Source organism: Qipengyuania sp., from assembly GCF_043423005.1.
GTDB lineage: Bacteria > Pseudomonadota > Alphaproteobacteria > Sphingomonadales > Sphingomonadaceae > Qipengyuania.
Genome location: NZ_JBHWMI010000030.1, coordinates 18,025 through 31,138, shown reverse-complemented (window position 1 = coordinate 31,138; position 13,114 = coordinate 18,025). Strand labels below are relative to the sequence as shown.

At 64.3% G+C, this 13,114-nt stretch carries 8 protein-coding genes; 3 read left to right on the top strand and 5 right to left on the bottom strand.

Annotation, left to right across the window (positions count from 1 at the left end; translation table 11 throughout):
• The 5 genes from ACHFFA_RS05290 to ACHFFA_RS05270 all read right to left on the bottom strand — a co-directional run.
• The coding region (locus ACHFFA_RS05290) for a glycoside hydrolase family 97 N-terminal domain-containing protein (RefSeq protein ID WP_394269798.1) at positions 1-795 on the bottom strand (795 nt) is incomplete at its 3' end.
• Between the two features lie 3 nt (positions 796-798).
• Positions 799-2,397, bottom strand: a complete 1,599-nt coding sequence (locus ACHFFA_RS05285) for an alpha-amylase family glycosyl hydrolase (RefSeq protein WP_394269799.1) — start codon at positions 2,395-2,397, stop codon at positions 799-801.
• 14 nt (positions 2,398-2,411) lie between these two features.
• Positions 2,412-4,250, bottom strand: a complete 1,839-nt coding sequence (locus tag ACHFFA_RS05280) for an alpha-amylase family glycosyl hydrolase (protein ID WP_394269797.1) — start codon at positions 4,248-4,250, stop codon at positions 2,412-2,414.
• Complete coding sequence (locus ACHFFA_RS05275) at positions 4,247-5,776, bottom strand: tryptophan halogenase family protein (RefSeq protein ID WP_394269796.1); 1,530 nt, start codon at positions 5,774-5,776, stop codon at positions 4,247-4,249. The genes ACHFFA_RS05280 and ACHFFA_RS05275 overlap by 4 nt, the downstream gene beginning before the upstream one ends.
• Positions 5,777-5,861: 85 nt before the next feature.
• On the bottom strand, positions 5,862-8,627 hold the full coding sequence (locus ACHFFA_RS05270) for a TonB-dependent receptor (RefSeq protein WP_394269795.1): 2,766 nt from the start codon (positions 8,625-8,627) through the stop codon (positions 5,862-5,864).
• A 270-nt stretch (positions 8,628-8,897) separates the two neighbouring features.
• Between ACHFFA_RS05270 and ACHFFA_RS05265 the strand changes: the two genes are divergently transcribed.
• From ACHFFA_RS05265 to ACHFFA_RS05255, 3 genes are all read left to right on the top strand, one after another.
• On the top strand, positions 8,898-9,941 hold the full coding sequence (locus ACHFFA_RS05265; RefSeq protein ID WP_394269794.1) for a LacI family DNA-binding transcriptional regulator: 1,044 nt from the start codon (positions 8,898-8,900) through the stop codon (positions 9,939-9,941).
• Positions 9,942-10,048: 107 nt separating this feature from the next.
• On the top strand, positions 10,049-11,608 hold the full coding sequence (locus tag ACHFFA_RS05260) for an MFS transporter (protein ID WP_394269793.1): 1,560 nt from the start codon (positions 10,049-10,051) through the stop codon (positions 11,606-11,608).
• Positions 11,601-13,007, top strand: coding sequence for an alpha-amylase family glycosyl hydrolase (locus tag ACHFFA_RS05255; protein WP_394269792.1), 1,407 nt, complete (start codon positions 11,601-11,603; stop codon positions 13,005-13,007). Before ACHFFA_RS05260 ends, ACHFFA_RS05255 begins: the two co-directional genes overlap by 8 nt.
• Positions 13,008-13,114: the final 107 nt, after the last annotated feature.

Below are 13,114 nucleotides of genomic sequence, written 5' to 3'. Positions count from 1 at the left end.
CGCTAGTTCGAGATCGCTTTCGACCAGTCCGGCGGCGTCGGGGGCTATGCGCAAGGTGCGCCACGGCGTCGTGAAGGCACCGGTGCGCACGACCTTCGCTCCTCGTGAGGAAGGGGCAAGGGTGGCGCGGAACCGCTGTCCGTCCATCCGCTGGAGCCACATGGCCGAATAATCGACCAGCGCAGCCTCGTGAAGCGACAGGTGCGTGCCGTCCTTCAGCCGGAAGGTGATCGGGGTGTGGGCGGTGGCGACCGCGTCGATCGGCGTATTTTTATAAAGATATTCGTAGCGGTTCCAGTCGCCAGCCTGGATCCACCACGCCTCTCCTTCGGGCGCCAGGGTGAACTCGGTCAGTTCATCGGCGATCCGGGTGACGGGCTTGTCGGCCCGTTCCGGAAACTCGTAGCGGAAGCCGATACCATCGTCGAACACCCGCATCCGCACAGTGAAACTGCGCGCCAGAGGGTCTTTCTGGCGAAAGGTCGCGGACAGTTCGTTGTGCCTGTCGCGGACGTAGCGGCGTTCGCCCCAGGGCTGTTCCCAGGTGCTGTCGGCGCTCGCCTTCGCTTCTGAGACGATCTCGAAATTGCGCCGCAGCGGGTCCTCGTCGGCAAGATTAAAGCCGAGGGCCGAGGGGGCCACGATCGTCGTGCCATCGCGCGTCAACGACCACACGGGCTTGCCTTCCCCGTCGACCTCGAGCGTGGCGCTGATCTTTCCGTCGGGCGAGGCGATCGTGCCCGCAAGCGCCGCATGCGAACAGGTGAGCGCCAGCGCAGCAATAACGAGACGCATGAATCAGATCTCCAGAATTAGGGCGCCGTAGGGGGGAAGGGCGTCAGGGCCCGCGCCATTGGCCGATGCGAGGATGGCGCCGCCGCGCTTTGCAAGCGCGACGTTCTCAGGTCCAAGATTGAAGATGCAGCGCATTCGCTTGCCACCGGCTACACGCTCGAACGACAGAAGATCGCCATCCGCCCGGCACTGCTCGACCGCGCCATGTCGCAGCGCGGCGTGTTGCTTGCGCAGGCTGATCGCCGCGCGCGTGGCGGACAGGATCGAACCCGGATCGTTCTGCTGTCTCGCCACTGAGCGCCGCCGATGATCCTCGCCCAGCGGCAGCCATGGCGAAGAGCTTCCGAACCCCGCATCGGCGCTGTCGTCCCATGGCATCGGGGTCCGCGCGCCATCCCTGCTGAGAGTGAGTGGCCAGTTGGCGATCGCCTCGGGATCGTGGAGATGTTCGAACGGAATATCGACCTGGGTAAGGCCCAGTTCCTCGCCATTGTACAGGATCGCATTGCCCCGCAGGCACAACAGCAGCAGCACCTTCATTCGCGCGAAGGCATCACGGTCAGCCGGCGCGCACCAGCGGCTGATCGCCCGGGGCGCATCGTGGTTCTCGAACGCCCAGCTGGGCCAGCCGGTCTCAGGATCGTCCGCCCATTGGGCAAGAGCGCGGCATACGAGGGCGGGGGTGAGGGCGTCGGCATAGAGGAAGTCGAAGCTGTAGGCCGAGTTGAGGTGCCGGTCCCCATGCGTGAACAGCTGCATTTCCCTTGCGGCATCGTCGCCGCCGACTTCGGCGACGGTGAAAATCCCGTCGAACGTATCGGTCAGCGCGCGGATGCGGCGGATGAAAGCAGGAATGCCCTCGTGGCTTTGGTTATAGGCCTTGATCTGAAAGTCGAACGGCCGGGTGCGGGGACGGCCGTCGTCGGGTGCGGGCGGATTGTCGCGCAGCGCCGGATCGTGCATCGCGAAGTTCAGCGCGTCGATCCGGAACCCGTCGACCCCGCGTTCCAGCCAGAAACGCATCACCGCCAGCACCGCGTCCTGCACCGCCGGATTGTGCATGTTGAGCTGCGGCTGCGAAGCCAGGAAATTGTGCAGATAATACTGCCGGCGGCGGGCATCCCAGGTCCAGGCCGGCCCGCCGAAGACCGACTGCCAGTTCGACGGCGGCGAGCCATCGGGCTTGGCATCGGCCCACACATACCAGTCGGCCTTGTCGCCTGTTCGTGCCGCGCGGCTGGCGATGAACCACTCGTGCGCGTCGGAGGTATGCGAATAGACCTGATCGATCAGCACCTTCAGGCCCAGCCGATGCGCCTCTGCGACCAGCGCATCGAAATCCGCCAGCGTACCGAAGATCGGATCGACATCACAGTAATCGGCCACGTCATAGCCGAAGTCCTTCATCGGAGAGACGAAGAACGGACTGATCCAGATCGCATCGACGCCGAGGTCCGCCACATGGCCCAGCCGGCGGGTGATGCCGGGAAGGTCGCCGATCCCGTCGGCGTTGGAATCCATGAAGCTGCGCGGATAGATCTGGTAGATCGTCGCCCCGCGCCACCAGGGCAGGTCGGCGGCCGACATGAAGTCGGGCTGCATCAGGGTCTGCTCGTTCATTGTCCCCGGTCCGCAACGCGGCACACAGCCCAGCCGAACGCAGGCAGGGCAAATGGCCCGCTGCCCGGAGCCGAAACCTGTGAAGGACACGTGCCCGCCAGCGTCTCGATCCCGCGCGCCTCATAGCCCAGCGTGACGTTCGCGCGGCGAGCGGTCGGCGCAGTATTGAAGACGGCCAAATATTCAGCTCCAGTATCGGGGTCGAAGCGGCTCACTGCGAAGATGCCGGCCTCCTGCTCGAAATGACGCACCTCCTGCCGGCCGCGGGACAGTGCGGGGTGGGCGCGGCGGATGGCGGAGAACTGCGCGATCAGCCGGTAGAGCGGATGCGCCTCGTCAAAATTGCTCTCGGCCGTGGTGGCGATGGTTCCGATCAGGCGATTGTCGTTGTATTCTGCCGTGCGCGAGGGAAACATGTCCTCGCGGGCGAGCTGATCGCCGCCATCGCCGAAAAAGCCTTGTTCATCGCCGTAATAGATCACCGGGCTGCCGCGCAGGGTCAGCATCATCGCGTGGCCGAGCATGACGCGGGCGAGAAGCTCGTCCTGCGTGATCCGGGGGTTGTCGGCCTTTATGAGGGTCGAAAAGCGGCCCATGTCATGATTGCCGAGGAAGGTCGGCAGACCGAGTGCCGTCTCTTTGCCGCCTTCGTAGAGCACGTCGCCATCGAACATTTCGGACAGGACGACGGTGCCCTTGCCGCGGCCGAGCACCTCGCGCATCGCCGCCTGGAACGCGAAGTCGAGTACGGCGGGGAGGCCATCGCGGCGGGTGTACTGGGCAATGTACCCACTGTCGGGCACGTCCTTGTAGACTTCGCCAAACATGTGGAAATTAGGGATGCCGCTTTCGCCCGCGACGTCCTTCAGCGCCGGTACGAAGGCCTGCCAGAAGCCGGGATCGACATGGCGCGCGGTATCGATGCGGAAGCCGTCCACCCCGGTCTTGCGGACCCAGTCCGAGAAGATCTCGATCATTCCGGCGCGGACACGGGGGTGCTCGGTGAACAGGTCATCAAGGCCGGCGAAGTCGCCATACCGGCTATCCTCGCCGGTGAAGGTCGAATTGCCGCGATTGTGATAGTAGATCGGATCGTTCAGCCAGGCGGGAACCTTCACGTCGCGCTCGGCGGCGGGAACTTCCGGCACATAGGCAAAGTCGGGCCGGGTGAGGCGAGCGAAATTCGCCTCGCTCGAATCGCCGTCCCCGGCAAAACCGCGGTTGATCGGTGCGCCGTCGATGCCGCCGCGGGTAGAGTAGGGATAGTCCCCCTTGCTGCGATAGACGTAATCGGCCGCATCGCCATCGGCATAGCGGATGACGTCGGCGGTGTGGTTGGTGATGATGTCCATATAGACCTTCATCCCGCGCCCATGTGCCGCGTCGACAAAGGCCCGGAATTCTTCCGCGGTGCCGAAATGGCTGTCCGGACGGGTGAAATCCGTCACCCAATAGCCGTGATAGCCCGCACTCTCGTCGCCCCTGGGGCCCTGCACCGCCTTGTTCTGAAAGATCGGAGCGAACCAGATCGCGGTGACGCCCAGTCGCTCGAGATAGTCGAGCCGGTTGGTGAGACCCTTGAGATCGCCGCCATGGAAGAAGCCCTTCGCGGCGGGATCGAAACCGGTGACGAGGCGATCGCCTTCAAGGCCGCCGCGGTCGTTCGCGAGGTCGCCGTTCTCGAACCGGTCCGGAAGAACGAAGTAGACGATCTCTTCCGCGGGGAGCCGGTCGCGGAACGTCGCCGGCGGCGGCGCGGCGGCAGGTGCCGCGACCTGGGCCGAAGCGCAGCCGGACAGGGCCAGCGCCAGCAGGGGGAAGGTAAGGCGGATCATGAGCGGGCTCCGGCGGCAGCGGGCTGGACAGGCGAAGCGCAGGTCTGCGCGATGAAATCGCCATGCGCGGGCAGGCGGGCGGCATTGCTGGCGACGATGGTCCGGATATCGGCCAGGAACTGGGTCAGCTCCTCGCGCGAGAGTACATCGGCCAGCGGATGATAGGTTTCGGGCACCAGGTTCTGACCCGTGAGAACCTGGAACCAGCCGATCTCGACGAACAGCTCCTCCTGTTCGCGGAACACCCGGCCGGTGGCGCGGAACAGTTCGATCTTTTCGCGCAGGGTATCGGGGATCGCCATCTCGCGGCAGCGGCGCCAGAAGGGCTCGTCGCGCTGGTTAAGATGATAGTGCAGGATGATGAAGTCGCGGATGCGTTCGTAATCATAGGCCACACGGCGGTTGTATGCCGCGGTATTGGCCGGGTGAAAGCCGCGATCGGGAAAATGCGAGATCAGCTTGGCGATGCCGTTCTGGATGAGGTGAATGCTGGTCGATTCCAGCGGTTCCAGAAAGCCCGAGGCGAGCCCCAGCGCGACGACGTTGCCGTTCCACGCCTTGCGCCGCATCCCGGTCTTGAACGGGATCGTGCGCGGTTCGGCCAGCGGGGGGCCTTCGAGATTGTCGAGGAGGATCCGGGTCGCCTCGTCCTCGCTCAGGTAATCGCTGCAAAAGACATGGCCGTTGCCCGTGCGATGCTGCAGCGGGATGCGCCACTGCCAGCCGGCTTGCCGGGCGATCGATTGCGTATAGGGGCGCGGCGGGCCGGCATTGGCGGTCGGCACTGCCACGGCCCGGTCACAGGGCAGCCAGGCGGTCCAGTCATCATAGCCGGTGGCAAGTTCCTGCTCGATCAGCAATCCGCGAAAGCCCGAGCAGTCGATGAACAGTTCGCCGGAAATCACCGACCCGTCAGCCAAACTGACTGACCCGACATGGCCGGATTCCGCGTTCCGGGTGACGGCGGCAATCGTTCCTTCGGTGCGCGCCACACCATTGGCTTCGGCAATTTCGCGCAGGAAACGGGCATAGCGCCCCGCGTCGAAGTGGAAGGCATAGGAAATGCCGTCGAGTTCGGTGTTGGGGATGCGCGGCACGCGGGCGAAGCGTCCTTCACGGGCGACGCTTTCGTTGAAAGAGTATTGCCCGAGAGGCTCGGCAACCCCTTCCTTGCGGCCCCGCAGCCAGTATTGCCAGAACTCTATGAGGTCGAGGCTTTGCCCGATCTGGCCGAAGGCATGCATGTAGCTTTCGCCTTCTCGGCCCCAGCCGGCGAATTCGATGCCAAGCTTGAAGGTCCCGCCGGTGGCGCGCAGGAATGCGTTTTCGTCTATCCCGACCAGTCCGTTGAACAGGCGGATCGCGGGTATAGTCGCCTCGCCCACGCCGACCGTTCCGATGGCATCGCTTTCGATCAGGCGGATACTGAGCTGTTCGCCCATGGTGGCGGACAGCGCGGCCGCCGCCATCCATCCGGCTGTCCCTCCGCCCACGATGACGACATCGCGGATGCGACTATCGTTCATGGTCGCTCTCCCTCTTCATGCGCCGATCGTGCGATCAGGGGACGTATCGTGCGGGACGAGGCACTGCCCCGTCCCGCCGCTACGCTCAGAAAGAGTAGGTGATGCCCGCCATGAAATTGCGGCCATAGTTCTGGTAGTCGCGGACCTGACGGATATCGTCGTTGTAGTAGGTGATGAACGGCTCGTTCGTCAGGTTGCTGCCCTGCAAAAGGATGCCAAGGCCCTCGAACAACCCGTCCTGGAAGGTGTAGCCGATCTGCGCGTCGATGACCGTTTCGGCCCGTGCCATGATCCGGTCACGCGCCAGGCTGAGTCCGGAGACCTCGGCAAGGAAGCTCGAGCGGTACCGGGCCGAGGCCCGGGCCTGGAAACCGTCCTTCTCGAAATAGACCGTGCCGTTGGCGACCCAGCGCGAGAGGCCGGGCATCGCGATCGGGTCGGCATTGCCTTCGCGCACCCGGCTCTTGGTATAGGACGCGCTGCCCAGCACGCCGAAACCGTCGAGCGCCGTCGAGAACGTCCCGAAGGGCAGCGAGAACGAACCTTCCGCGCCATAGACATGGCCGCCGCGCCCGTTCTGCCACTGCGAGACGATGCCGAAGTTGTAGGTCGGCTCGACACCGCCGGGCGTCGGGTAGCCGGTGAAGTCGAAAATGTCGTTCTGGCGATAGATCCAGTTGTCGAGATATTTGTAGAACCCGCCAAGCGAGACGTAGCCGCCACGGCCGAAATACTTCTCGAGTGCCAGATCGACCGTATTGGCCACCAGCGGGCGCAGCTTGGCGTTACCGACCGTTCCCGACCACGGAGAGTTCTGGATGTCCGCGCCGATGACGTTGTTCGCCTCGTTGAAGCTGAAGCCCGCTCCCGGGTTAAGCTGATCCATGCGGGCACGGGCCAGCATTCTGGCCGCGCCAAAACGGATGAACGCATCCTGCCCGAATTCGAACGAGAGATTTAAGCTCGGCAGAATATGGGTGTACTTGTCTCCGTCGCTAATCGCTTGTGAAATGGTCCCATCGGCGGTGCCGTCACCATCAACGTCCGGATTGTAGGCCGCAAAGCCATCAGCCGACTGATCGGTCCGCACGACCTGCACGCCAGCATTGCCGCGCACAGGGCCGCTGTTGAAATTGGCCTGCAGGAAGCCCGTCAGCACCTTTTCGTACACGACATAGCTGTTGGTCAGGCGGCCTGGCGTCCACAGCGCTTCATCGGTCAGCGTGTAGTTGCCGTCGTTGTAATACCGCCAGCTGTCGAAGGCGACCATGCCCGGGATGCCGATGAAGTCCAGCGAAACGGGATTGTAGAGATAGTCGTTCGGGACCTGCGTATTGGCCGGGTAGTTCTCGTGCGTCAGGACGAAGCCTTCGTCGACGAGTTCCTTGCGCCGGTCGGAATAGTTCGCGCCGATCACCACATTTTCAAGCAGGTCGCCATCGAACGCCTGGATCGCCTGCAGGCGGATCGACTGGAGGCGGTCCTTGATCCGCGGGCGGTTGACGAAGCCGTCCTGGCAGTTGGGAACCGCGCCGCCACAGCTGTTCCAGCCCTGCGGGTCGGTGATGACGAACAGGGTTGGGTCGGCATAGTTGAGCGTTGGGTCGAATGTGACGACCCCACCGCCGGCGGGCATCTCGAAACCGAGCGTATCGGTCGCCCCGACGCCGCCGCCGCGACCGGTGCCGAGATAGACTTCAAGGTTTTCTTCGGTCTTCTTCAATCTCGAATAGCTAAGGTCGAGCCCGAGCGTCAGCGTATCGTTGACGGAGTATTCGGTGTTCAGCCCGCCGGCGAAGATTTCCGAATTGCGGTTGACGACGTCGTTGCGCATCACCGCTTCGACGCCGGTATAGGTGCCCGAGGTAACGAGGCCGTTCTCCTCGGTATAGCCCGGCTGAAGCTGCGCGGCCGACCAGTAGAGCGGCAGTTCGATGCCGCGCAGGCGCTGTTCGTCGCGGAACTTGGACCAGTAACCGTCGAGCGTGGTGTGGAAGCGGTCGCTCGGCTGGAACTCGAGCACGCCCATGATGCCATCGCGCTTGAGCTTGTTCGATTTCACATAGGGCTTGGCACCGCCGATGACCAGCGTGTCGCCGTCAACATTGGGATAGCCCCAGGCGTTCCAACGCTCTTCCTGCGTCGGCGACTGCATGCGGGCATAACCGATCGCCCAGCCGAGCGTGTTGGCATCGTTCTGGCCGACATAGGAAATGTTCGCCCGATACCCCTTGTCCGAGATGTCCGGGTTGAGCTTGCCGAGGTCGTTGATCTCGACGCGGATGCCGAGGACGAACTGGGTCCGCCCGTAGTCGAGCGGACGCACGGTCTGCATGTCGATCGTACCGCCCAGCGCCTGTCCGATGAGCATGGCATCCGGCGTCTTGTAGACGACCGCGCCGTTCAAAAGCTCCGACGGGTATTGGTCAAGCTCGACCCCGCGGTTGTTGTTGGCCGAAACCTGCTCGCGGCCGTTCAGCAGCGTGGTGGTGAAATCGGGTGCAAGGCCGCGGATCGAGACGACATTGGCACGGCCGTCGAGCCGCTGCGTCGCAAGGCCGGGAAGCCGCGACAGCGATTCAGCGATCGAGAGATCGGGCAGCTTGCCCAGGTCCTCCGCGCTGACAACCTCGACGATCGAGGTGTTCTCGCGCTTCTGTTCGACCGAGTTGTTGATCGAGGCGCGGATACCGCTGACGACGATGACCTCGCCAACCTCGTCATCGCTTTCGGTGGTCGCCGGGTTGGCATCGTCGCCCGTGGTCTGGTCCTGCGCATAGGCAGGCGCTGCCAGAGCGATGCTGATGGCGGCGGCACTGATGCCGCTGACGAGGGTGCTGCGAAAAGCCATGTAATCCTCTCCGATCGATCCGGCTGTCGGCGGCCCCTGCCAACCCTCGTCGGATCATGTGCTACGCCCGTTTACCGGACCGCAGATTGCAGCGGATAAATTAGGGCGCTTGAAGCGATAGAGGGCATACGTATACGCGCCCCGCGAACGGGTCCGCGCCGTCATCGGGATGCAACAATAGCTCGCGGCGTGCCCGGTTTGGCCCGGCTGCCGATAGGTGCTACATATCAGTGCTTCGGCGCGCCGGCGCGTTGCAGGGCAGGAGGATCGATGGGCCGCAAGGCGAGCGGGCGACCGACCAGTTTCGACATCGCCTACGCGGCGGGGGTTTCGCAGCCGACGGTCAGCCGGGCGCTGCGCGGCGATCGTTCGGTCAGCGAACAGACCCGCCTCAGGATCGAGCAGATCGCACGCGACCTCAACTACACGGTCGACCGGAATGCGTCGTCACTGCGCTCGCAGCGGACCGATACGATCGCCCTGCTGCTGTTCGAGGACGAGACCTCGGATGGCAGCATGATCAATCCGTTCTTCCTCGCCATGCTGAGCGCGATCACCCGGGCCTGCGCCGATCGGCGGCTCGATCTGCTGATCTCGTTCCAGCGGATGGAGGATGACTGGCATGTGCGATATCAGGATAGCCGCCGGGCCGATGGCCTCATCCTGCTCGGCTACGGGGACTACACCGTCTACCGCCAGCGGCTGGAACAGCTGGAGCAGCAGGGGACCGTGTTCGCCCGCTGGGGTTCGGTGTCGAGCGACCGGGGCTGTTCCACCATCGGGACCGACAATCACCATGCCGGGCGGCTTGCCGGGGAGCATCTGATCGGGTGTGGCCGCACGCGGATCGCATTCCTCGGCCATGCGGACGAGCACTACCCCGAATTCGCCAGCCGCTGCGCCGGGTTGCACGAGGCCTTGCGCAACGCCGGCCATCAGCCGGACGAGGCGCTGCAGTTCGACGCGATCACTACCGAGGAGGCGGGCCAGCACGCAGCCGAAGCGCTGATCGCCAGCGGTCGCCCGTTCGATGCAATCTTCGCCGCGAGCGATCTCATCGCGATCGGTGCCCTGCGCACGCTCACCCGCCACGGCATCGCCGTGCCGCAGGAGGTGGCGGTGGTCGGCTTCGACGACATCCCTGCCGCATCGCTGACGACCCCTCCGCTCACCACCATCATGCAGGACGTCAAGGGTGCGGGCGAAGCCTTGGTCGAGGCGCTGCTTGCGCGGATCGAGGGCGGCGAACCGCCCCGCCGGCGGCTGCCCGGCAGGCTGGTGGTGCGGGGCAGCACGGTCATCGCGGGCGGCTGACGTATTCGTATGCGCTCTGGTTTCGCCGGTGCATCCATGCAAGCCGATCACATCCGTCCGGACGCAAAAGATCCGGTGCAAAGACATCATAACGAGGATGGCGTGACATGGCGCAGCAGCTGGCCCCCGATCTCGCCCCTCACACGGCGCCCCTGACGCGCCGGCCACGGCAATCCGCTGCCGGGCTGTGGAATATCAGCTTCGGGTTTTTCGGCATCCAGATCGGCTTCGTGCTGCAAAACTCGAACATGAGCCGGATTTTCCAGACCGTCGGCGCGTCGCTCGACGATTTGCCCGCCTTGTGGGTGGCAGCGCCGCTGACCGGGCTGATCGTGCAGCCAATCGTCGGCCACTTGTCGGACCGGACCTGGAACCGGCTGGGCCGCCGGCGCCCCTATTTCCTGACCGGCGCGCTGCTGGCCGCGATTTCGCTCATCCTCATGCCGCTCGCCCCGGTATTTGCTGCGCCGCTGGTTTTCGCCGCAGCGCTCCTGTGGCTGCTCGATGCCAGCCTCAATATCTCGATGGAGCCGTTCCGCGCCTTGGTCGGCGATATGCTCGACACGTCTCAGCACGCGACCGGTTATGCCGTGCAGACCGCCTTCATCAGCGCAGGCGCAGTGGTCGCGGCGATCTTTCCCTGGCTGCTGGAGCAGGCCGGGGTCAGCAATGTCGCCCCGCCCGGCGAAATCCCCGATACCGTGCGATGGAGCTTCTGGGCCGGTGCCGCGGCGCTGTTCGGTGCCATTGGCTGGACCGTTGCGACGACCCGCGAATTCAGCCCCGAGGAAATGGCACGCTTCGCCGACAGCCGGGCGCAGGAAGAGGGGGCGAGCGTTCGGGCGCTTTCCACCAAGAGCTATGCTGCGCCCCTGGTGTGGATCGGCCTTGGCCTCGCGATCATCCTGGCGGTCGATCCGTTGGGGCTGGAAAAGGAGATCCTGCTGCTCGGCGGTCTGCTCGCCGCCTACGGGGTGCTCAGCGCGGTGGCGATCGCCATGGCCAAATCCGGCCGGGCGGCGAACATGCTGTCGAGCATCGTCGGCGATTTTTCCGGCATGCCCGATACGATGAAGAGGCTCGCCCTCGTCCAGTTCTTCAGCTGGTCGGCGCTGTTCATCATGTGGATTTATTCCGGGCCGATCGTCTCGCAATATTTTTACGGCAGCGCTGATCCGGCGACCCCGGCCTACAACGAGGGCGCGAACTGGTGGAACCTTATTTACACGGTGCAGAACGCGGTGGCCGCGGTGGCCGCGCTGGTGCTGCTGCCGTGGCTTTCGCGGCGCTTCGGGAAAGCGCGTACGCACACCATCTGCCTGATGCTGGGCGCTCTCGGCTTTCTCGGCTATTTCGTGCTGCGTGATCCGGAACTGCTGATCGTGTGCGAGGTGCTCAAGGGCATCGCCTGGGCCTCGATCCTCGCCATGCCCTATGCCATCCTCGCGAGCTCTTTGCCGCAGGCGAAGCTCGGCATCTATATGGGACTGTTCAACATCTTCATCGTGGTGCCGCAGCTGCTGGTGGCGACCGTGATGGGCAGCGTCATGAAGGCCTTTTTCCCTGCCGACCCCATATGGACGATGCTGTTCGCCGCCGCGAGCTGGGCCCTGGCGGCTTTCGCGATGCTGCGGGTGACGGTACCTGGAGAAGCTGACCATGCGTAAGCCGATGATCGCCGCCGCCGCCGCACTTGCGCTGAGCGGCTGTGCAACCGTATCGCCGGCGCCGCAAACCGCCGCCGCCTCGCCGTGGACACCGCAAAGCAAGGTGACGATCCGTCACCCAGAGTGGTCGCGCAAGGCGGTGATCTATCAGATCAACACGCGGCAGTTCACTCCGGCGGGCACCTTTCGCGCGGCACAAGCCCAATTGCCGCGGTTGAAGGCGCTCGGCGTCGACATCCTGTGGCTGATGCCGATCCACCCCATCGGCAAAGAAAACCGCAAGGGCACGCTCGGCAGCCCCTATTCGGTGCAGGACTATTACGCGGTCAATCCTGAGTTCGGGACCGAGGCGGATTTCCGCGCCTTCGTCGATGCCGCACATGCGCAAGGCTTCAAGGTCATCCTAGATCTGGTGGCCAATCACACCGCCTGGGACAACGACCTCGCGAAGCAGCACCCAGACTGGTACGAGAAGACTTGGGACGGCCGCTTCCGCCCGACCCCGTGGTGGGACTGGTCCGACATCATCGACCTCGACTGGTCGGAGCCCGGCGTGCGCGAGCATGTCGGCAAGGCGATGGAATACTGGGTGCGCGAATTTCGCGTCGACGGTTACCGCGCCGATGTCGCCGGGTATGTGCCGCTCGATTTCTGGGAGACGATGCGCGGCCGGCTGGAAGCGATCCGGCCGGTGTTCATGCTGGGTGAGGTGCAGCAGTCCGCATGGGCGTTCGCCGCCTTCGATGCAACCTATGCCTGGGACTGGCACAACACTTCGAAGAACGTCGCGCAAGGCAAGGGCAACGCCACCAGCTTCTATGGCTATTATGCCGAGAACGAAAGCCTGTGGCCGCATGACACCATGCGCATGACCTATATCGAGAATCACGACAGCAATGCCTGGGAAGGCACGCTGAAGGAGAATTACGGCCCCGCGCTCGAAGTGATGACGGCGCTCAGCTTCACGGGGCAGGGCATCCCGCTGGTCCATAACGGAATGGAGGCATGCAACGCCAAGCGGCTGGAGTTCTTCGAGCGCGATCCGATCGACTGGCGCCAGGCGCAGGGCTGCACCTATGGCGACCTCATTGCGCGGTTGATTGCCTTTCGCAAGGCCAACCGGGCGCTCGACAACGGCGGATGGGGCGCGGTGATGCACAAGGTGGAAAGCGACCGCCCGGAACAGCTGCTGGCGTGGGTGCGCGAACGGGACGGGAACAAAGTGCTCGGCCTTTTCAACATGAGCGCTCGCCCGGTTACAGCCACCCTTGCCGATGGTTTGCCGGCGGGGCGTTATACCGAGATGCGCGGCGGCGAAGCGGTGTTCGACAAGGGTTCGACGGTCGATCTGCCGGCCTGGGGCTTTGCTCTCTACTCGCGCCAGACGCCCCAGACCTGATTGTATGTTTAGTCGCCCAAGGTGCCCCGGAACGGGACGGGGAGATTGTGCGCGTTCAAGATCGCGCCTAAGATGGAACAAGGGACGGCAGCCGGGGTTCGCGGGTC

Bases quoted from the DNA above. Each gene is read 5' to 3' on its own strand.
- ACHFFA_RS05285 (WP_394269799.1), bottom strand. From the start codon at position 2,397: ATGCAGCCCGACTTCATGTCGGCCGCCGACCTGCCCTGGTGGCGCGGG.
- ACHFFA_RS05280 (WP_394269797.1), bottom strand. From the start codon at position 4,250: ATGATCCGCCTTACCTTCCCCCTGCTGGCGCTGGCCCTGTCCGGCTGC.
- ACHFFA_RS05275 (WP_394269796.1), bottom strand. From the start codon at position 5,776: ATGAACGATAGTCGCATCCGCGATGTCGTCATCGTGGGCGGAGGGACA.
- ACHFFA_RS05270 (WP_394269795.1), bottom strand. From the start codon at position 8,627: ATGGCTTTTCGCAGCACCCTCGTCAGCGGCATCAGTGCCGCCGCCATC.
- ACHFFA_RS05265 (WP_394269794.1), top strand. From the start codon at position 8,898: ATGGGCCGCAAGGCGAGCGGGCGACCGACCAGTTTCGACATCGCCTAC.
- ACHFFA_RS05260 (WP_394269793.1), top strand. From the start codon at position 10,049: ATGGCGCAGCAGCTGGCCCCCGATCTCGCCCCTCACACGGCGCCCCTG.
- ACHFFA_RS05255 (WP_394269792.1), top strand. From the start codon at position 11,601: ATGCGTAAGCCGATGATCGCCGCCGCCGCCGCACTTGCGCTGAGCGGC.